The 20,326-nt window shown below is 73.2% G+C and carries 15 protein-coding genes and 1 tRNA gene; 3 read left to right on the plus strand and 13 right to left on the minus strand.

From position 1 onward, the window contains the following. Positions 1-9: 9 nt before the first annotated feature. From J421_RS18805 to J421_RS18845, 9 genes are all read right to left on the minus strand, one after another. Positions 10-591: a hypothetical protein gene (locus tag J421_RS18805; RefSeq protein WP_025412713.1), complete on the minus strand. Its 582-nt coding sequence runs from the start codon at positions 589-591 to the stop codon at positions 10-12. After that, positions 588-2,159, minus strand: a complete 1,572-nt coding sequence (locus J421_RS18810; RefSeq protein WP_025412714.1) for a class I adenylate-forming enzyme family protein — start codon at positions 2,157-2,159, stop codon at positions 588-590. The genes J421_RS18805 and J421_RS18810 overlap by 4 nt, the downstream gene beginning before the upstream one ends. Next, positions 2,156-3,082 carry an extracellular catalytic domain type 1 short-chain-length polyhydroxyalkanoate depolymerase gene (locus tag J421_RS32885; protein ID WP_025412715.1) on the minus strand — a complete coding sequence of 309 codons (927 nt, stop codon included), beginning with the start codon at positions 3,080-3,082 and terminating at the stop codon, positions 2,156-2,158. Before J421_RS32885 ends, J421_RS18810 begins: the two co-directional genes overlap by 4 nt. Beyond that, positions 3,079-5,679: a TonB-dependent receptor gene (locus tag J421_RS18820; protein WP_025412716.1), complete on the minus strand. Its 2,601-nt coding sequence runs from the start codon at positions 5,677-5,679 to the stop codon at positions 3,079-3,081. Before J421_RS18820 ends, J421_RS32885 begins: the two co-directional genes overlap by 4 nt. 61 nt (positions 5,680-5,740) lie before the next feature. Continuing rightward, a complete protein-coding gene (locus J421_RS18825; RefSeq protein ID WP_148306394.1) occupies positions 5,741-7,276 on the minus strand; it encodes a sodium:solute symporter family transporter in 1,536 nt (511 codons plus the stop codon). After that, on the minus strand, positions 7,273-7,830 hold the full coding sequence (locus tag J421_RS18830; protein WP_025412718.1) for a hypothetical protein: 558 nt from the start codon (positions 7,828-7,830) through the stop codon (positions 7,273-7,275). The genes J421_RS18825 and J421_RS18830 overlap by 4 nt, the downstream gene beginning before the upstream one ends. Next, positions 7,827-9,608 carry an AMP-dependent synthetase/ligase gene (locus J421_RS18835; protein ID WP_025412719.1) on the minus strand — a complete coding sequence of 594 codons (1,782 nt, stop codon included), beginning with the start codon at positions 9,606-9,608 and terminating at the stop codon, positions 7,827-7,829. Before J421_RS18835 ends, J421_RS18830 begins: the two co-directional genes overlap by 4 nt. Then, positions 9,605-10,600 (minus strand): 3-oxoacyl-ACP synthase III family protein, encoded by a 996-nt coding sequence (locus tag J421_RS18840; RefSeq protein ID WP_025412720.1) that lies wholly within the window; start codon positions 10,598-10,600, stop codon positions 9,605-9,607. Before J421_RS18840 ends, J421_RS18835 begins: the two co-directional genes overlap by 4 nt. A gap of 23 nt (positions 10,601-10,623) precedes the next feature. Then, positions 10,624-11,700 carry a LacI family DNA-binding transcriptional regulator gene (locus tag J421_RS18845; RefSeq protein WP_104022800.1) on the minus strand — a complete coding sequence of 359 codons (1,077 nt, stop codon included), beginning with the start codon at positions 11,698-11,700 and terminating at the stop codon, positions 10,624-10,626. Positions 11,701-11,856: 156 nt separating this feature from the next. Here J421_RS18845 and J421_RS18850 point away from each other — a divergent pair, with 156 nt between their 5' ends. Beyond that, a complete protein-coding gene (locus J421_RS18850) occupies positions 11,857-12,774 on the plus strand; it encodes a LysM peptidoglycan-binding domain-containing protein (protein WP_148306395.1) in 918 nt (305 codons plus the stop codon). A 12-nt stretch (positions 12,775-12,786) separates the two neighbouring features. Here the strand turns inward: J421_RS18850 and J421_RS18855 are convergent, their stop codons facing one another. The 4 genes from J421_RS18855 to J421_RS18870 all read right to left on the minus strand — a co-directional run bounded on the left by J421_RS18855 (position 12,787) and on the right by J421_RS18870 (position 16,353). Continuing rightward, positions 12,787-13,770, minus strand: a complete 984-nt coding sequence (locus tag J421_RS18855) for a deoxyhypusine synthase family protein (protein ID WP_025412723.1) — start codon at positions 13,768-13,770, stop codon at positions 12,787-12,789. A gap of 34 nt (positions 13,771-13,804) precedes the next feature. After that, positions 13,805-14,956, minus strand: a complete 1,152-nt coding sequence (locus tag J421_RS18860) for a DUF2156 domain-containing protein (RefSeq protein WP_158508837.1) — start codon at positions 14,954-14,956, stop codon at positions 13,805-13,807. Positions 14,957-14,988: 32 nt separating this feature from the next. Further along, positions 14,989-16,167, minus strand: coding sequence for an NAD(P)/FAD-dependent oxidoreductase (locus tag J421_RS18865; RefSeq protein WP_025412725.1), 1,179 nt, complete (start codon positions 16,165-16,167; stop codon positions 14,989-14,991). A 112-nt stretch (positions 16,168-16,279) separates the two neighbouring features. Further along, a tRNA-Ile gene (locus tag J421_RS18870) sits at positions 16,280-16,353 on the minus strand. A gap of 317 nt (positions 16,354-16,670) precedes the next feature. On the opposite strand from J421_RS18870, the gene J421_RS18875 reads away from it, so the two are divergent. Next, positions 16,671-17,516, plus strand: coding sequence for an FHA domain-containing protein (locus J421_RS18875; RefSeq protein ID WP_104022801.1), 846 nt, complete (start codon positions 16,671-16,673; stop codon positions 17,514-17,516). A gap of 29 nt (positions 17,517-17,545) precedes the next feature. Next, on the plus strand, positions 17,546-20,191 hold the full coding sequence (locus J421_RS18880) for an RCC1 domain-containing protein (RefSeq protein ID WP_025412727.1): 2,646 nt from the start codon (positions 17,546-17,548) through the stop codon (positions 20,189-20,191). Positions 20,192-20,326: the final 135 nt, after the last annotated feature.

Here is a 20,326-nt window from a genome sequence, read left to right on the forward strand (position 1 = left end):
GCTACCGCATCATTCCCACTTCAGGTCCCACTCGCAGAACGCATCGCCTTCCAGCGCGCAGCGGACGTGACGGACGCGCGCGCGTTCGCCCCCCGCGATCTCCACCGCCTTCGCGAGTCCCCCGGTCTGACGGCGGCAGAAGTGGCGGCTCGTGTGGTCGAAGCCGACGAGCCGGAGCACCACCCGCCCGCCCCGATCGCCGATCGACTCCGTCTCCACCACCTTCATGTCGCCCGGGTGGTAGTACAGCCGGAACAGCGACACGCTCTGCGTCGCGAACGCGAGCGGCGACGACTTGCGCAGGATGCCGCCGTAGAGCTGCACGCCGAGCGACTCGATGGCGAGCGCGCCGGCGCGCTCCGGCCAGTCCGGCACCGCCGGACCGACCACCGCGTCGGTCGCCTCGGAGACGCGCAGCCAGAGCGCGAACGGCACCTCGTCCGTCGCGCTGAGCGACTCGACGAGCGCGCGGTCCGCGTCGGACAGCCGCGTCAGCACCTCGCGCCGCGCCGCCTCGCCGCGCGTGCTCGACACGAACTCCAGCGTCGCACGGATCGTCGATCCCTTCGCGACGAGCTCCGCCACGGTCACGACTCCGCTCCCGCGCGCGCGGCGAGCGCCGCGCGGTCCACCTTCCCCGAGCCGAGCCGCGGCAGCTCGGCCAGCACCGTTAGGCGCTTCGGCAGCTTGTAGCCGGCGAGCGCGCCGCGCGCGTGCGCGAGCACCGCCGCCGGATCGATCGACGCGCCGCGCGCGGCGACGAGGAACGCGTGCCCCACCTCGCCCCACTTCGCGTCGGGCACGCCGACGACGGCCGCCTCCGCGACGTCGGGCGCGTCGCACAGCACCGCCTCCACCTCGCCCGGAAAGACGTTCTCGCCACCCGAGATGTACATCTCCTTCTTCCGGCCGCAGATCGTGTAACGCCCCGCCGCGTCGCGGCACGCGAGATCGCCCGTGCGCAGCCAGCCGTCGGACGTCACCGCTTCGGCGGTGCGATCCGGCGCGCGGAAGTAGCCGGCGAACATCTGCGGGCCGCGCAGCCACAGCTCGCCCGGCTCGTCGACGTCGGCCGTGGTGCCGTCGTCGCGCACGAGCCGCATCTCGAGCCCCACGTTGGGCCAGCCGACGGTGTGCGGATGCGCGTCCGCGGTCTCGTCGTTCGTCGCGAAGCAGTTCGGGCCGCACTCCGTCAGACCGTACCCCTGCCGCATGCCGTAGCCCGCCGCGCGCACCGCGGCGCGCACGCTCGGCGGACACGGCGCGCCGCCGGAGATGAAGTAGCGAAGCCGCGGCAGCGGCGTGCCCCACCGCGGCGAGGCGAGCAGCATCGTGAGCTGCGTCGGCACCGCGAACGCGACCGTGCACGCCTGCTCGTCGAGCGCGGCGAGAAACCGGTCCGCGTCGAACCCGTCGCACAGCACGACCGTCGCGCCGACGTGCAGCAACGGCGTCGTGAACACGTGCCACCCGCCGGTGTGGAACATCGGCGTCGCCACCGGCGCCACGTCGTCGGGACCGAGCCGCCAGCCGACGGTCGTCGCGATCGCGTTGAACAGCAGCTGGCGGCGCGGGAGCACGACGCCCTTCGGCCGACCGGTGCTCCCCGACGTGTACAGGATCATCGTCGCGTCGTCGGCCGCGCCGGCGACGACGTTAGGCACGCGCGTCGAATCCTCGTCGTCCGCGGCGTCGAGGGCCAGCGCGGGCGTCGCGGCGCCGCGCTCCGCCTCGGCGCGCGCGGCGACCGTCGCGTGGCGCTCGTCGATCACCAGCACCGCCGGCTCGGCGTCCGTGAGCACGCGCGCGAGCTCGGGGACCGAGAGCCGCCAGTTCAGCGGCACGAGCGCCGCGCCGAGCCGCAGGCAGGCGTGGAACAGCGCCACGCACTCCACGCGCGTCCCCGCGAGCAGCGCCACCCGGTCGCCACGCCGCACGCCGTGGCGCGCGAGCCGCGCCGCCCACCGCATCGCCATCGCGTCGAGCGCCGCGTACGTCGTGCGACGCCCCGTCACGCCGTCGATCACCGCCGCGCGCTGCGGCGCCAGCCGCGCCCACCGCGCGACCGCGTCGTCGCCCTCCGGAAAGCTTGGCCACGCCGTGACCACGCCCCTCGTGGGCGTCGCGTACGCGGCGCCGACCTGCGCGCTCGTCGTCACTCGTCCCTCGGATGCCGCGCGAAGAACGCGAGCATCAGCTCCGTCGCCTCGGGGCCCGCCTCGTCGGCGAACGTGCCGGCGCGCGAGCCGCCCGACCACGCGTGCCCGAGCTCCGACACCACCGCGAGCTCGACGAGCGTCGACCCGCCGCGGCCCCACCGCGCCAGCTCCACGCGCCGCCCGCGCACCTCGGCCGACTCCGGCGCGCCGTTAGGCACGGGGCCGAACGCCATCGCCCACTGCTCCGCGATCTGGCGCGCATTGCGCGCGCTCACGGTGTTGTCCGCGAGCCCGTGCACGACCAGCAGCGGCACCGCGCGACTCGGCTCGCCCGCGACCGCGAGCAGCCGCGCGGCGAGGTCCATGCCGTCCGGCGCACCGGTGCGCATCATCGCCCACGCCGCCTCCGCCGTGACCGCGACGCCGACCGCCACGCCAGAGTGCGACGCCGCCGAAGCGTAGAGCTCCGGGTGCGACGCGGCGACGATGAGCGCCATGGCGCCGCCGGCGGAGATCCCCGCGAGGTACACGCGCCGCGCGTCGACGGCGAACCGCTGCATCACCTCGCGCGTGATCCCCGCCACGAGCGCCACCTCCTCGCCGTCGCGCCGCTGCTGCGCGGCCTCGAACCACCGCCAGCAGCGCAGCGGGTTCGCCGTCGCGACCTGCTCGGGGTACGCGACGAGCGCGCCGGAGCGCTCGGCCGCCGCGTTCATCCGCGTGCCGCGCGCGAGGTCGTCGGGATCCTGCGTGCAGCCGTGCAACATCACGACGAGCGGCGCGGGTCGGCGCGCGTCGTAGCTCGCCGGCACGTACAGCTTGTACCGGCGGGCACCCGGCGCTCCGGCGTACGTGTGCCACTCGAACCGCCCCTCCGCTGCCGGCACCGTGACGGCCGGCGGCTGCGTCGGCGCCGCGGTCACCGCTGGAACCGCACGCCGAGGAACGCGATCGGTCCGATCTCGGGCATGTTGATCATCTCGACGTGGCGGCGATTGAACCCACACGAGCGGTCCTCCTGGTCGATGATGCTGTTCGGCTGCGCGCCCGTCGGGAGCTTGCTGGCCGGCACGTAGGTCACGTCCTGCGCCGTGCACGAGAGCAGGTTGCTCACGCCGAGGTTGAGCATCGTGTTCTGCAGCGTCGAGAGCTTCAGCGACACCGACGCGTCGAGCGTGCCGAACGTCGGAACGACGCCCTGGTTCGAGCCCGAGCGGAAGTAGTACGCGTTCACGTTGCGCCACGTCGCGCCGAACGTGAGCGGTCCGACGTCGCGCGCGGTCCCGCCGAACGTCCACTTCGTCGTCGGCGAGTTCAGCGACGTCGCCTCGGGGCTCGCGCCGCTCGGCGTCGTCAGCTCGTCGATCTTCACCGTCGACACCGTGCCGCGCAGCTCGACGTGCGGCGTGGCGACGAAGTTCGCGCCGATGTCCGTGCCCGAGACCTTCGCGTTCCCGAGGTTGTAATAGATCAGGACGATCGGCGAGATGTTCGCCTGGTTCACGATGCGTCCCTGCGCGTTCACCGGGATGTGGTTCCCCGGGTTCTCGGTCGGCACGGCCCACGTCGCCGCGCCGCCCGCGGCGAACGGGTTCCCGACGATCGTCAGGGGGCTCATGAAGTTCTGGTAGTCCGAGCGGAAGTATGTCGCGTCGAGGTACAGCCGCTGCGCGAGCACGCCCTTGTAGCCGAACTCCCACGTCTTGTTCGTCTCCGGCACCATCGCGCCGTACGTCGACACCGTGTTGCCCGCGGCGTTCACCGTCTTGAAGCCCGTCGTGTTGCCGTAGATCGAGATGATGCTCGTCCAGTCGGGGATGAAGAAGTTCGTCTGCAGGATCGTCGGCGACTTGAACGCGCGGTTGAACGTCACGCGCAGCGCCTGGTCCGCGATCGGCTTCACCACCACGCCCGCCTTCGGGCTCCACTGCGCGTGATACACGCTCGGCTTGTCGTAGCGCCCGGCGAGCACCACGTCGAGCCACGGCATCACCGGCGTCGTGGTCTGCGCGTACACGCCCTTCTGGTCGTTGCTGATGTCGGAGCCCGTGATGCGGTCCGTCAGCCACTGCCGGTCGCTGCTCACCACGTCGTCCCGGTACTGCGCCCCGAACACGACGGCAGTGTTGCGCAGCGGTGCCACGACGTAGTTGCCCTGTGCCTCGCCGGCGTACATCCGACCGTCGCTCGGCCAGTCCGACAGCATGCGCAGTGAGTCGGGCGACAGGCTCGCGGTCGCCGGCGTGAGCTGCGCGCCCGCGTAGCGGTTCAGCGCGAAGGACTTGCCGCTCTGCGACTGCGCGCGATAGGCGTTGAGGTACCAGTGCGGCGTCGTGTAGCGCGCCTGCGCGACGTTGTACTTCCACCCCGAGAGCTGGTTGCGGCCGACGTTCGTCTGCCCCACGCCGTCGGTGACGCTCATCCCCGCGTTCACCTCGAGACGGTTCTCGCCGTCGTACCAGACGACCGCGCCGGTGCCGCGCGCGACCTTCGCCTTCCAGTCGATCGGGGTCTTCAGGTTGTCCTCGCGCACGAGTCCCGTCGCGCACGTCGGCTTCTGTCCTGCGGCGAACGACACCGCGCCGCCGGCCGTGTAGCACAGGTAGTTCGCCCAGTCGTTCGCCGTCTGGTACTCGCCGGCCACCTTGAAGCCGAGCGCACCGCTCGACGTCGTGTTCGCGTAGCGCCCCTGGATGTCGGCGTAGCTCCGGTTGCCGCCGGTGATCTCCAGCGTCGCGCCCTTGTATTGCCGCGGATCCTTCGTGCGCAGCGACAGCACGCCGTTCGACGCATCGGGCCCATACAGCGCGGAGCCCGGGCCGACGAGCACCTCGAGCCCGGCGAGATCCACCTTCGGTGTCGGCGTGAACGAGCCGACCGGCAGCCCGTTCTCGGGCAGCACCGAGATGCGGCCGTCCTCCACCATGAGGAACCGGTTGTTGAACGACGAGTTGAACCCGCGCGCGTTGATCGCGATCGCCGTCATGCCGACCTGGATGAAGTCGACCCCCTTCGCCTCCTTCAGCGCGCCGGCGAACGTGTTGCCGACCGACTGGTCCAGCGTCTCCGTGCCGATGCTGGAGATGGTCGCCGGCGCGTCGGTGATCTTCTCCACGCGCCGCGACGCCGACACCACGACCCCGCCTAACGACGCCGCGGCCGCCTCCAGCGACGCGTCCGCCGCGGTGGCCTCGCCCGCGCGGACCACGACGTTCGGCACCGACCGCGGGCGCTGTCCGATGCGCTGCACGCGCACCTCGTACGTGCCGGCCGGCACGCCGCCGATCACGTAGCGCCCGTCGAGCCCCGAGAGCGCGCCGAGCCTCGTGCCGGTGAGCGAGACCTGCGCGCCCTGCACCGGCGCGTGGTTCTCGTCCGTGATCACGCCGACCACGCGGCCCGTCGCCGTGGCCTGCGCCGCGAGCGACGCGGGGACGGCGACGAGCGTGATCAGCGCGACCAGCGGCGCCGCGCGCACGACGAGCGCGCACGCGAGCGAGCGGTGGGACAGCCTCTGCATGGGGATTCCTCCACGAGCGTTGAAGGTCGACATCGCCACGAAACGTCTCGGCCTCTCTGCGCTACACGTCCATCACGAGCCGCACGTCGCCGTCGATCGCCGCCGCGGCGCGCGCGCGCGTCAGCCACGATCCGGCGAAGAACACCAGCAGCGACAGCACCAGGCCCACCGCGGTCCCGCTCACGCCCGCCGGAAACGCGTACAGCTTCAGGTACGCGAGCGTCTCCAGCGTCAGCGTGGTGGCGAGCCCCGTCACGATCGACGCGATCGCGCCCGCGCGCGTCGCGCCCGCCCAGTTCAACCCGATCGCGAGCGCGGGCACCGTCGTCGATGCGAACAGCCCCCAGCCGAACACGCCGAGGAACGCCACCAGCGCGCCCGAGTACTGCGCGATGAGCCCCGCCAGCAGCGCGAGCACGAGCGTCGAGATGCGCCCCCACCGCAGCTCGTTCCGCAGCGGGCGGCCCAATGCCGTCGGCAGGTCGTGCGTCACCACCGCCGCGCCGATGTTGATGAACGAGTTCGTCGCCCCCATCGTCGCCGCGGCCACGCCGGCGAACACGATGCCCGCGAGCAGCGCGGGCGTGAACTGCAGCAGGAAGCTCGGCGTCGCGGCGTCCGGCTTCGCGAGCGGCGCCATCCGCTGCGCGGACACGAGCGCCTTCACGCCGACGCCCACGCCGAAGTACAGCAGCAGCACCACGAGCTGGCCCACCGTCTTCAGCATCGGGTACCACTTGAGCTGCTTCGGGTCGCGCAGCATGTAGTACTTGTGCACGGCCTGCGGCTGGCCTAACGAGCCCATGCCGAACACGAAGAACAGCGACAGCGCGGCGAGCGGTGTCATCTTCCCGAACGGTCCGAGGAACCCCGCGTCCGTCGGCGTGATCGCGTTCGACAGGCCGGCCATGCCCCCGCCCAGCTTCAGCACGTACACGAATACCGCCGACGACGCGACGGCCATCAGCGTGCCCTGGAACACGTCGTTGTAGATCCCGGCGAGGATGCCGCCCGCCACCGAGTACGCGAGCGTGACGCCCATCCCGATCCAGATCCCCCACGTCACGCCGACGCCGAAGATCGCGTCGAGCACGTAGCCCATCGCCAGGCAGTTCGTCGCCATGTAGCCGACGATGCCGACGAGGATCGCGATGCCCGACAGCCCCTGCGCCATCGGCGACCGGTACCGCGCGCCGATCGCGTCCGGCACCGTCATCAGCCCGCGCACCTCGCCGAGCAGCCGCATGCGCTTCGCGAGCACCCACGCGCCGAGCACGTTCGTCACCGCTGCGGGGAGGATGAGAAAGAGCGCGCCGAGCCCCACCGAGTACAGCAGCCCGGGGCCGCCGATGAACGCGAAGCCCGACACCGACGTCGACACCGACGCCACCGTCAGCGCCACGAGCCCGATCCCGTGCCCGGCGACGAAGAAGTCGCTCGCCGTCCGCGTGCGCCGCGCCGCCCACACGCTGACGCCCACGATCACCGCGAAGTACGCGAGCGCCACGCCGACGATGGTCGGGTCGCCGAACCGGTCGAGCTGCGCGGCGCCGGTCTTCTGCTGCACCAGCGCGAGCGAAGCGAGGGAGCTGCTCATGCCCGTTCCCTCCTGCCCGCGCGCCACGAGACGGCCGCCTCGCGCACGCGTGCGAGATCCTCGTCGCGCAGCGTCTGCGCGTCGAACGTGAGCGCGTACGCCGCCGGCAGCACGAACACCGGCAGCAGCCCCACGCCGTACACGATGATCGCCGCCCGCCGTGGAAGGCCTAACAGCAGCGGCTCCGTTTCCCCGGCACCCGCGGCGGGCAGCGCGAGCGCGAGACAGAAGCCGCCCGCCAGCATCAGGCCCACGAGCGCGAACGCCGCGCCTAACGTGCCGGGCAGGCGTCCGGCGCGCGCCGCGCCGAGCACCATCACACCCACCAGCGCGAGCGGCACGCCGGTCGCCAGCAGCCACGCCGCCCACCCCGGCGGTCCGGCCGTGCGGAACGCGCTCGCGTAGGCCACCGCGATCGCGAGCGTCGCGGCGACCAGCAGCGCGATCGCCACGCGCGTCGCGGGCCCCTGCGCCACCGGGCGCGACGCGCCATGCGCCGTGTCGCGCGGCGCCGCGTACGTGTCGCGCGCCGTCGGATCCATCGTCGTGCTCACCGGAACAGCGCCTCCACCGCATCCGCGTGTCGCGCGGCGACGACCGCGCGCTTGACCTTGAGCGTCGCCGTGAGCTCGCCGGCGCTCTCCCGGAGCTCCCCCGGCACCGCGCGCCACCGCCGCACCTGCTCGTGCGGCGCGAGCGTCGCGTTCACTTCGCGCACGTGCGCGTCGAGCGACGCGTCGTCGGCCGCGGCGCCGTCGCGCAGGAACAGCAGCGCGCCCACGTGCTTGCGGCCGTCGCCGAACACCACCGCCTGCGCGACGCGCGGGTGCTCCGCGAGCCGTCCCTCGATCGGGAGCGGCGCCACCTTCTTGCCCGTCGACAGCGCGAGCAGCTCCTTCTTGCGCCCCGTGATCGCGAGCCGTCCGCGCTCGTCGATCCGCGCCAGATCGCCGGTGCGCAGCCAGCGCCCGTCGTCCGTGAACGCGTCGCGCGTCGCCTCGGGTCGTCCCCAGTAGCCCGCGAACGTCAGCGCGCCGCGGCCGATCAACAGCTCGCCGTCGGCCGCGATGCGGAGCTCCGTGCCGAGCATCGGACGGCCGACGCTGTCGAAGTCGTAGTCGTCCGGACGATGGAACGCGACGCACAGGTGCTCGGTCTGCCCGTACGCCCCGAGCACCGTCACGCCCATCGCGTCGAGCGCTTCCGCGACGTCGGGCGCGAGTGGCGCGCCCCCCGACGTCGCGAGCCGCATCCGGTCGCCGAAGATCGACGCGAGCGGCGCTGCCGCGACGTCGCGCAGCGACGCCCAGGCGCGTTCGAGATCCGCGGGCACCGCGGCGCCCGCGCGCCGCAGCCGCGAGCGATCGACGCCGACGCGGAGCAGCTCGTCCCAGCGCAGGCGCGCCTCGTTAGGCACCGCGGCGCGTGCCGCGAGCAGCGCGTCGCGCGCTCGCTCGTACAGCCGCGGCAGCCCGCCGAACACCGTCGGGCGGAACGTCCGCGCGGCCTCCCACAGCCGCGACGCGTCGGCCACGAGCCCCGCCTCCATCCCCACGACGATCCGCGTGTAGTGGCCGAACACCCGCTCCGCGGCGTGCGCGTACGGCAGCACGGACAGCGAGCTGTCGCCCGCCACGAGCTTCAGCGCGTCCGCGATCGACTCCGCCGACGCGAGCAGGTACTCGTGCGACACGCAGGCGCCCTTCGGCTCCCCCGTCGAGCCGGACGTGTAGATCAGCCCCGCGACGTCGTCGGGCGCCGCGGCGCGCGCACGGCGCGCGATCTCCGCCGCCACCGCCTCGTCGGCCAGCGCGCGCCGGCCGCCGTCGAGCCACTCGTCCCACGTCGCCGCGCTCACGATCCGGCGTCCGTCGCTCGGCGACACCTTCGCGAGCTGCGCGGCGCCGTCGACGAGAAGCACGCGCGCGCCACAGTCGCCGAGCAGCGCATCGGCCTGCGCCGCGGTGCACGTCGGGAACAGCCCGACGACGATCGTGCCGGCGAGCAGCGCGCCGACGTCGACGATCGGCCACAGCGGTGTGTTGCCGGCGAGGATCGCGACCCGGTCTCCGGCGCGCACGCCATCGGAGACCAGCGCCGCCGCGACGCACGCCGCCGCCGATGCCCACTCGCTCCACGTGATCGTCTCGTCCGCCGCCGCGCCGCCGGCCGCCAGCGCGCGCAGCGCCGCGACGTCGGGCGTCGACTCCGCGCGCGCGAGGAACCGCCGCAGCACCGTGTCGTGCGCCAGCGCGTCCGCTCGAACCGGCACCCGCGGCATCTCGCTCGGCGCGTACGCGTTCGCGCGCTCGGCACGCGTCGGCGTGCTCACGCGTCCCTCCAGCGCAGCGCCACGCAGCCCATCGACAGCCCCGCGCCCGACCCGGTGAGCAGCACCAGGTCGCCGTCGCCGAGGCGCCCGGCGCGCGCTGCGTCGTCGAGCGCCATCGGAAGGCACGCCGATCCGGTGTATCCCCACTTGTGCATGACCGTGTGCGCGCGCTCCATCGGCGCGTCGAGCGTGCGCATCACCGTCTCGATCGTCGAGCGGTTCACCTGCGTCCACAGCCACAGGCCGACGTCGTCCACCGATGCGCCCGCGCGCGCGAGCACCGAGCGCGCGATGCGCGGCCATCCTTCCTCGTTCACCGAGGCTGGATACTTCTGCACGAACCGCAGCCGGTTGCGGTATCCCTCGCGCAGCACCGCTTCGGTGATCGGCTCCGCGGTGCCGCCGGCGAACACACCCATCCCCGGCGCCAGTCGTCCGTCGGCGTACAGCTCCGACGCGACGATCCCGTGCGCGCGCGACGCCTCGAGCATCACCGCGCCGGCGCCGTCGGCGAAGATCGTCGACGTCTTCTTGTCGGCGCGGTCGAGGAACTTCGACATCGCGTACGCGCCGACCACCAGCACGCGCGAGTACCGCTCGTCGGCGCGCACGTACTTCCACGCCACGTCGAGCGCCGTCACGAACCCCGCGCAGCCGCTGTTGACGTCGAACGTGCCGGCGCGCCACGCGCCCAACCGCCCCTGTACCACCGCCGACGTCGCCGGCGACACGTACTCCGGCGTGTCGGTCGCGACGATGAGCAGGTCCACGTCCTCGGCGGCGACGCCCGCATCGTTCAGCGCGCGTCGTGCCGCCCGCTCCGCGAGGTCGGCGGTCGACTCGTCGTCCGCGCACCACCGCCGCTCGCGGATGCCTAACGTGTTCGACACGAAGTCGTCGACGTCGGTGCCCAGCGCCGCGGAGAGCTCCGCGTTCGTCACCACGCGCGCCGGCGCGTACGAGCCCGTGCCCGTGATCGCGGCGTGGCGCACGCCGGCGGAGGATCCGTTCGCCGTCACGAGACCGGCCCCGACGTCCCGCGCGCCACCAGCTTCACGGGCAGCAGTGCGGCACGCGCGCGCGGCGGCTCGCCGCCGAGCTGTCGCACGAGCAGGCGCGCGGCGCGTGCCCCGAGCTCGCGCGCCGGCACCGCGACCGTCGTGAGCTCCGGCGTCACGAGGCGCGCCATCTCGATGTCGTCGCACCCGACGATCGACAGCTCCGCGGGCACGCGCACTCCTGCCGCCGCGCAGCGCTTCAGCGCGCCGATCGCGACGAGATCGTTCGCGCAGAACACCGCCGTCGGCCGCGTGCGCTCGGCGAGCAGCGCGCGCATCGCCTCGTCGCCACCGCGGACGGTGGCCGGCGCGCGCCGCAGCATCGGCGACGGCAGCGACAGCCCCGCCTCGCGCAGCCGCTGCACGAACCCGCGCTCGCGCATCCGGAACGCGTGGACGTCCGCCGCCGGCCCGATGAACGCGAGCCGCGTGTGGCCGAGCGCGAGCAGGTGCGTCGTCGCCTGTCGACCCGCGTCGAGCGCGTCGCTCGCCACGCCGGGCCACTGCTCGCTCGGCTCGTCGACGAGCACCACGTTCAGGCCGGCGAGCGCGTCCTCGTCGAGCGCGGCCGCGTTCACCGCGTCGATGATCACGCCGTCGATCTGTCGGCTGACCAGCGTCGCGAGGTGCTCGCCGGCCGGGCGCTCCGCGGCGCCGCAGAGCAGCAGCGCGTACCCCGCCGCTCCGGCCACGCGCTCGGCGCCGCTCACGACGTCGGCGAAGAACGGGTTCCGCAGGTCCGGGACGATGACGCCCAGCGCGAACGACCGGCCGCGGGCGAGGCCACGGGCGAGCACGTTCGGTCGGTAGCCGAGCGCGTGCGCGGCGGCGAGGACCCGGGCGCGCGTTGCGGGCGCGACGCGGGCGGTGGGATGGTTGCCGAGGACGAGCGACGCCGTGGGCTGTGACACACCGGCCGCGCGCGCGACGTCGCGGACGGTCACCCGCGCGCCGGCCCCGGTGGCAGGGGCGGTCGGCGGCACGCCCGTGGCCGCGGCGTCGGAGAGGGATCGCGACGCGGGCCGGGGGGTCATCGGCAAATGCGTATTGGCATCGGGGTGCTAATACGCATTGGCACTCGACCGTTGTCAAGAGCGGGCGCGATTCCCGGGCGCTGTACCGGCTCCGCCGACCGCCGCGTGCGCCACCCGCGCCGCGGCGGCGTTAGGTTTGCGCTCGGTACCCTCCCGATGACCAGCTCTCCCGCGCCCGTTCCGTCGCCGTCGCCGCGCACGCCCCTCGTGGGCCCGTCGCCGAACCAGACGATGGAGCTCCCCGCCTATGCCCCCGGGGAGCTGCTCGACGTCCCGTCGCCCGACATCACGCTCCCCACCCGCGGCATCCGGCCACGGCGGCACAGCCGGGTCCAGCGCATCCTGATCGCGCTGTCGGGGGGCACGCTCCTCATCGTCATCGGCGGCGTCCTCGCGCTCGCCACGCTGCTCTCTCCCCTCGGCGCCCGCTCCGCGGCACGCCGTCTCGCCGAGCAGGAGCTGCGGAGCGAGCTGGAGGAGGGGGAGCACGTCATCGGCCAGGCGTACGTCTCGCAGCGGAACTGGTGGGACAACTTCCGTGAGTCGTTCGGCGTCCTCGCCGCCACCGACCGGCGGCTGCTGTTCGTCGGCGTCCCGCCGGCGAGCTGGCTGCGCCGCAGCGAGGACGACGGCCCGCCGGAGCTCCGCGTCCAGAGTCTCTCGTACGACGCGCCGTTCACGGCGCAGACACGCCGCATCCTGCTCTTTCCTGGCGTCGTGATCCAGACGACGAGCGGCGACCTCACGTTCCTCGTCCCGCGGGGCGAGGCGAGCCGCGTCGACGAGATCGAGCGCGTCGTCGAGCGGGCGCAGGTCGCGCAGAGCCAGGCCACGCAGCAGGAGCAGCTCGGCCGCATCGCGCCGCCGCCGCCGCCGCCACCGGTCTACGTCACGCATGTCGTGCACAGCGGCGAGTCGGTCACGTCCATCGCGCGCACCTACCGCACGACCCCCGACGTGATCCGCCAGCTGAACCGCCTGCCGACCGACCGCATCCGCATCGGCCAGCGCCTCCGCGTCCCGCAGGCGCCTAACGCCGCCCCCCCACAGCCGCAGCCGGCGAACGTGCCGTGACGGCTGCTGCAGCTACTGGTTCAGGATCAGCGCGAACATCAACGGCGCCACGATCGACGCGTCGCTCTCGATCACGTACATCGGCGTCTCCCCGCCGAGCTTCCCCCACGTGATCTTCTCGTTCGGCGGCGCGCCCGAGTAGCCGCCGTAGCTCGTCGTCGCCTCGCTGATCTGACAGAAGTAGCCCCACAGCGGCACGTTCTCGCGCTGCAGGTCCTGGTGCAGCATCGGCACCACGCAGATCGGGAAGTCGCCCGCGATCCCGCCGCCGATCTGGAAGAAGCCTAACGAGTGCTCCGCCGTCAGCGACGTGTACCAGTCGGCGAGCCACACCATGTACTCGATCCCCGAGCGCACGGTGTGCACGTTCTTCACCTCGCCCGTGATCACGTGCGACGCGTACATGTTGCCCGTCGTCGAGTCCTCCCAGCCGGGCGTCACGATCGGCAGGTTCTTCTCCGCCGCCGCGATCATCCACGAGTCCTTCGGATCGATCTGGTAGTACTGCTCCAGCTTTCCCGCGCGCAGGATCCGATAGTAGAACTCGTGTGGGAAGTACCGTTCCCCCGCCGCGTCCGCCGCCATCCACTCCTCGAGCACCACCTTCTCGAGGCGGCGCATCGCCTCCGCCTCCGGGATGCACGTGTCGGTCACGCGGTTCATGTGCCGCTGGAGCAGCGCCTCCTCCTCCTTGATTGACAGCGTGCGGTAGTGCGGCACGCGCTCGTACGCGTCGTGCGCCACGAGGTTGAACAGATCCTCCTCGAGGTTCGCGCCTGTGCAGCTGATCGCGTGCACCTTGTCCTGCCGGATCATCTCGGCGAGCGAGATCCCGAGCTCCGCCGTGCTCATCGCGCCGGCGAGCGTGACGAGCATCTTCCCGCCCTTGTCGAGATGGCGGACGTAGCCGTCGGTCGCGTCGATCAGCGCGGCGGCGTTGAAGTGCCGGAAGTTGTGTCGCAGGAACTGCGAGACGGGCCCGTTCGCGTTCGGCATGGCAGTTAGGCGGTGGTGAGTTCGACGGCGGAATCTAATCGCGACCGCCCGCTGGATTGCTAGCGCGGCTCCGCGTGCTGTCGCCGTGCTCGCGCCGCGCCGCGAGCCAGCGCGCCTCCTGCGCCGCCGCGCGTCCGACCGCGTGCATCATGAGCGTCACCGGTGACCGCGCGCCGAACGCGCCCGCGATCGCCCACAGCGCCCGCGGCGGGAACGTGCGGCCGTGCCCCGTGCGCGCGATCGCGTACACCGGCTCCCACCACTCCGGCTGGAACTTCGCCTTGAATGCGTCGAGTCCGTCGAAGTTGTAGAACCGTCGCCCGTGCGCGCGCACCCAGCGAAGCACCAGCCGCAGCCACGTCGCGTCGCTCGTCTGCCGCGGACCGAAGCGCGACAGCGGCGCGAGTCCGAGCGTCACGTACTCCGCGCTGTGTGCCGCCATGCGCTGCACCGCCGCGTCGAGCAGCAGCTCGATCGTGCCGTTCACCGCCGCCCGCCCGCGCACGAACTGCTCCACGAGCCACCCGCGCCGCGCGGGAACCGGCGACGTCACGACGAATGCGGTCACCGCGCCGCCGCGACGCGCGACGAACACGAGGCGATCCTCCAGCCGATCCAGCGTCTGCGGCTCCACCAGGAAGTGCAGCGGCGGCAGCCCTCGCGTCGACAGCCACTCGTCGAGCACGCGACGCAGCGCGGCGCGATCGGCGTCCGCGCCCGGTCGCCACTCCTCCACCACGACGTCCTTGTTGCGCGCGCGGTTCACCTGCGCGCGCAGCGACGACCGCGACCGCACGATCTCCACGAACCCGGTCGGCCGCCACGCCGGCTGCGCGCCGAGCGCCAGCAGCGCGTGTCGCGAGCTCCCGCCGAGCACCTGCTCCAGCCGCGCCTCCGCGCCGAAGTAGCAGACGTGGTCCCCCGCCGCGGTGCTGGCCCGCTCGAACTCCTCGACCACCGACGCGAGCCGGTCCGCCGCGCACACCGGTGCGCCCGCGACGACCCGCGTGCGCGCGTGGCGCACGTAGCCCACCACCGCGTCGCCCCCCGCCGCGAACCAGTGCTGGATCCCCGGGTTCACGATCTGGTACGCGGTCGCGTTCCAGCCGTGCGCCAGCACCAGCTCGCGCACGCGCTGCACGGGTGCCGGCCAGCGTGGCGCGTCGAGTGCGGTGTCGGCTGACACGTGCGTTCGTGCGTGCGCGGTGAGCGTCGCCGTCAGGCGAGCAGCGCCCGCAGCAGCCCGCGCGGCGAGATCACGCGCGACGGCTCCACGGTCTCGTTCAGCATGCCGGAGAACGCCGCACGCAGACGCGGCCGATGGCGGGCGCGCCAGAACAGCGCGTCGGCGAGGCCGGGCACGGCGATCCACCGCTGCGCCGCCTCGTAGCCCGCGTACTTCGGCCGCAGCTCGCGCGCGAGCCGCTCGCTGTACGCCGCGAGCGGTGTCGTGGTCCCCGCACGCAGCGCCGCGTCCGCGAGCGACGCGCCGATCGCCGCCGTCTCCATCGCCTTGCCGATTCCCTCGCCCGTGAGCGGATACGTGCTGCCCACCGCCTCGCCGACCGCGAATACCGCGCCCCCGCCGTGCGGCCGCGCGCCGGTGAGCCCATAGCGCAGCAGCGCGCCGCGCACCGCCTCGCGCCGCGCCTCGGCGCGCACGAGTGCCCTGCCTAACGGAAATGCGTCGAGGAACACGCCGAGCATCGCGCGCAGGTCCGTGTCCGGGGTCGCGGTGCCCGTGACCACGCCGCAGCCGACGTTGAACGTCCCGCCGCCCATCGGGAAGATCCATCCGTAGCCGGGAAGGATGTGGCGATCGAACGACACCACGAGCCGGTCCAGCGGATGGTCCGAGTGCACGTACGTCCGGATCGCGACGGCGCTCGGCGCGGGCCGCTCCAGCATGCCGCAGCGCTCCAGCAGCGAGACGTTCGCGCCCGTGGCGATGCACGCTAGCCGCGCGCGCAGCTCGCCGCCGCCGGCGAGCCGCAGCGTCGTCCCGCTCTCGCCGGCGTCGTCGATCTCCGTGACCATGCCCTGCACGAGCGTCGCGCCGGCCTCCGTCGCCGCGGCGACGAGCTCCGCGTCGAGCACCGCGCGCCGGATCGTCAGCAGGTCGGTGTCGATGTCGACCGACATGCGATAGGGCCCGTACACCGTGCCCACCGTCCACCGCGCGGCCTTGGCCTCCACGCGCGCCAGCAGCCCGTACCGCGCGAGCAGCGCCAGCGCGTCGGGAATCAGCGCGTCGCCGCACGCCTTGTCCCGCGGGAAGCGCCGGCGGTCCACCAGCAGCACGCGGCGGCCCGCGCGCGCGAGTATCAGCCCGGCGATCGCGCCGGCTGGTCCCGCCCCGACGACGGCGACGTCCCACACCTCCGGATCGGTTGGCATGCGCGCAAAGCTGACGATGCCGTCGCCCCTCCGAAAGATCGCCGCACCGGGCTGGGGGCACAAAAAAACGCGCCCCAGCGAACTGCGTGCTGGGGCGCGGGTATTTCGGGAATGGGCCTGGGAGGAGTTGAACCTCCGACCTCACGCTTATCAGGCGTGCGCTCTAACCACCTGAGCTACAGGCCCGTGGTAGAGGGTTAAGTGTAGTTTGTACCATGGCATAGGTCAATCGGGAGTAGTTACCGTGGTCGACCGTGGCCCGTCTCCTGCCTGTGAACGCGTTGCAGAATCGCTTGCCCGGATGCAACTTGCGCCATGCGCACGTCGACCTCTTGCCGGCTCAGGCCGGCACGAGGCTCATCCGGCTCGCGAGTCGCCCTCGACAGCCGTGGCCGCGCCCGACCTCCGAGTGGTGCGGCGCGTGCCCCAGACGTTGCGGACGCGTCCCGAGCGTTCTCCCACCGTGATGCGCGCGCCGGCGGCCTTCCCTCTCTCTGACGCGGATGCTTGACGGACCCAAGATCGGTCTGCTCGTTCTGGCCATCGTACTCCCGCTCGTGATCCTCGGGATCTACCTGGTCGAACGGCGACACGGCGGACGCGGGCGGCGCCGCGAGCGCGAGCCCCAGCGCCTGCCGCTGTTCGGGACCGACCAGCTGGCGATCCGCTCGGCCGACGGCACGTTCGAGGAGGAGGAGGACGACGCTCCCCGGCGTCCGATCCCGCCGATCTCGCACGCGCCGCAGGTCGCCGCCCCGAAGTCGGTCGTGCCCGCGTCGAGCAATGGCCGGTCGTACCACGCGCCCCCGCCGCCCGCGGCCCCCCTGCGCCCGCCGACGCCGCGCGACGGCTATCACGCGATGCCCGCCCCCGCCGCGAGCGCGATCACGGCCACGGCCGAGCGCCCGTCCGTGCCCGCGCCTCGGCCGCTCCCCACGCCGGCGGGCATGCCGGACCTCGCGCTCATCGAGGGCGAGACGTTGCGCTTCGCGATCCCGACCGACGGCGCGGTCGAGTTCATCCCCGGCCGGCTCGAGATCGTCGCCGGGCCCGAGGCCGGACGCGAGATCCGGTTCGTCCGCACGACCGGCGAGGAGAACGTCGAGGTCACGTTCGGCCGCAGCGAGGGGCCGCCGAACCGCCACGTGCAGATCCTCGCGCGCACGGTCAGCCGTCGCCACGCCGTGATGTCGCTCATCGACGAGCACTGGCAGCTGACGAACCTCTCGTCGACCAACCCGGTCGTGCTGAACGGCCGTGTGCTCGCCGGCAACGAGGTCGCGCCCCTCCTCGTCGAGGGCGATCGGATCGAGATGGGCGAGGTGGCGTTCGTCTTCCACGACGACTGAGCGGGCGCCTCGCCCGCTCGCTCGAACCGATGACCGAAACAGCCCTCGGCGGAGAGCTCGCGCAGCTAACGGCTGAGTACGAGATCCTCGGCGAGCTCGGTCGCGGCGGTAGCGCCGTCGTCTATCGCGCCCGCGACCGCAGCCTCGGGCGCGACGTCGCGATCAAGGTCGTCCACCCCCGCCCGCTCTCCCCCGACGACGACGCCGTCGCCCGCCTCGCCCGCGAGGCGCGCACCGTCGCGCAGCTCCAGCACCCGAACATCGTCACGGTGTTCGCGGTCAAGCGGCTCTCCGGCGGCGGGCTCGCCCTCGTGATGCAGCTCGTCCCGGGGCGCACGCTGAAGGCGATCGTCCAGCAGGACGGCCCCGTGGAGCCCGAGCGATGCCAGCGCATCCTGCGCGACGTCGCGGAGGCGCTCGCGTACGCGCACGCGCGCGGCGTCGTGCACCGCGACGTGAAGCCCGAGAACATCTTCGTCGACGAGGACACCGGGCGCGCGCTCCTCTCGGACTTCGGGATCGCGCGGTCCGACGAGCACGAGTCGATGACGCTCACCGGCACGGCAATCGGCACGCCGTTCTACATGTCGCCGGAGCAGATCGACGGCGGCGCGATCGACGGGCGCTCGGATCTCTACAGCCTCGGTCTGGTCGCCTGGGAGATGCTGACCGGCCGCCGCCCGTGGGACGGCGAGAGCCTGTACAACGTCATCTTCAAGCAGAAGCACGAGGAGCTGCCGCCGATCGAGGCGCTGCGCTCCGGCGTGCCGCTGCGCCTGCAGTACATCATCGACCGGATGCTGCAGAAGAAGGCCGCCGCGCGCTGGGCTGGCGCCGAGGGCCTGCTCGCCCAGCTCGCGCACACCGTGCTGCCCGGCGACTACGGCCGGTGGCAGGCGGCGCTCCGCAAGCGCGTCGAGAAGTACCGCGCGGAGCTCAAGGAACGTGAGCGCACGGCCGCCGACGCCGTCGCAGGCGGCACGTCCGGTGGGCTGATCGCGTCGACCATGCGCTTCGTGCGCGTCGCCACCGGTCGCTTCGACACGCGTCGCGCCGAGCCGTCGCGGGCGGACGCGCAGGCGCTCTCCGACACGATGGCGGTGTCGCGCGGCGCGCTCGACGCGCTCCCGATCGCGACGGCGCCGGTTCTCGACGCCGCGGCCGTTCCCGTCGCCGTTGAGCGCCCGGTGCCCGCGTGGCGCGCACCGTTCCGACGGCCTAACGCTCTGTCGACTCCCGCGCGCGTACGCACGGAAGAGCCGATCGTTCCCCCGAGCTGGGAGGTGCGGCCGCGACGCACCGGTCGTCGGCTGGTCCTCGGTGCGCTCGCCGTGGGCCTCGTCGCGGCCGCGGTGCTCGGAGCGATGCATCCCGCCTGGGTGCGCGAGCACGCGTCCGCACTCGGTGCTCGACTCGCGGTGCTCGATCCGCGGACGCCGCCGACGGATGCGCGTGTCTCGCTCGTTGCTGCCGTGACAGCCGACCCGCAAACGCCTGCCGGCGCCGCGGCGGACAGTCCGACCGCCGCCGCGCTCACCGGTGCCGCGCCGACGAGCATCGGCACGCTGCCGCACTCCGTGCTCTCGCTCGGCGCGCGCCACACGTGCGCGGTCACGATCGACGGCGCCGCGCACTGCTGGGGCGCCAACGAGCGCGGACAGCTCGGCGACGGCACGGCGCAGCGACAGATCGCGCCCGTGCGCGTCGCCGCCGAGCTCACGTTCGCGAGCATCGCCGCGGGCTCGTCGCAGAGCTGCGGCGTCACGCGGACGGGCGACGTCTACTGCTGGGGGAACGACGCCTCCGGCCAGCTCGGTGACGCGACGACGGTGCGCCGCAACGCCCCCGTGCGCGTCGCCGGTCCTGGCGTGTATCGCAGCGCGACGAGCGGCGACGCGCATTCGTGCGCCCTCACCGTCGAGGGCATGGTGCACTGCTGGGGCGCGAACGGGCACGGCCAGCTCGGCGACGGCACGACGCGGGCGCACACCGTACCGACGCCGATCGGCGCCGTGCCCGCGCGCTTCGTACAGGTCGCCGCGGGCGCGATGCACACGTGTGCGCTCACGACCGAGGGCGTCGCGTATTGCTGGGGTGCCAACGATCGCGGGCAGCTGGGGATGGCCGGCGGCGACCAGCACCTGCCGACGCCCGTCGCCGGCGACACGCGCTTCGCCATGCTGTCGACGGGCACGCAGCACACGTGCGGTCTGTCGGTCGACGGGAGCGTGTGGTGCTGGGGGGGAAACGCGCGCGGCCAGCTCGGCGTCGGCGCGCGCACGGCCAGCGACCGGTCGCCGCAGCGCGTGCGGCTCGCCGTGCCCGCGGTCGCCGTCGCGTCGGGTGGGCAGCACGCGTGCGCGCTCACGGCGAGCGGCGACGCGTTCTGCTGGGGCGCGAACGGGGCGGGCCAGCTCGGTATCGGCTCGCAGAGCGACGCATCATTGCCGACGCGCGTGGCCTCGGCCGAGCCGTTCGGCGCGATCGCGGCCGGTGCGACCCACACGTGCGGCGCGACGACGGCCGGCGCGCTGCTCTGCTGGGGGAACAACGTCGACGGCCAGCTCGGCGACGCGACGCAGAGCGTCCGCGCGGTGCCGACGCGAGTGGCCTTCGCGGACAACGCCTCGCATGCGGACGGCCCGCGGCCGCCGGCGTCCCGGACCCGCCGTTAGGCACCGTGGTGTGAGGCGCTCCGACGAGCGCTAGCGGGTCGCGTCAGGCATGGGTACGACGCACCGAGCCCCGAGTTCACCGGGGTGAACTCGGGGCTCGGGAATGAGCTGACAATCGAGTGAGGGTCGTGCGAT

The sequence above is a fragment of the Gemmatirosa kalamazoonensis genome, from assembly GCF_000522985.1.
Taxonomy (GTDB): domain Bacteria; phylum Gemmatimonadota; class Gemmatimonadetes; order Gemmatimonadales; family Gemmatimonadaceae; genus Gemmatirosa; species Gemmatirosa kalamazoonensis.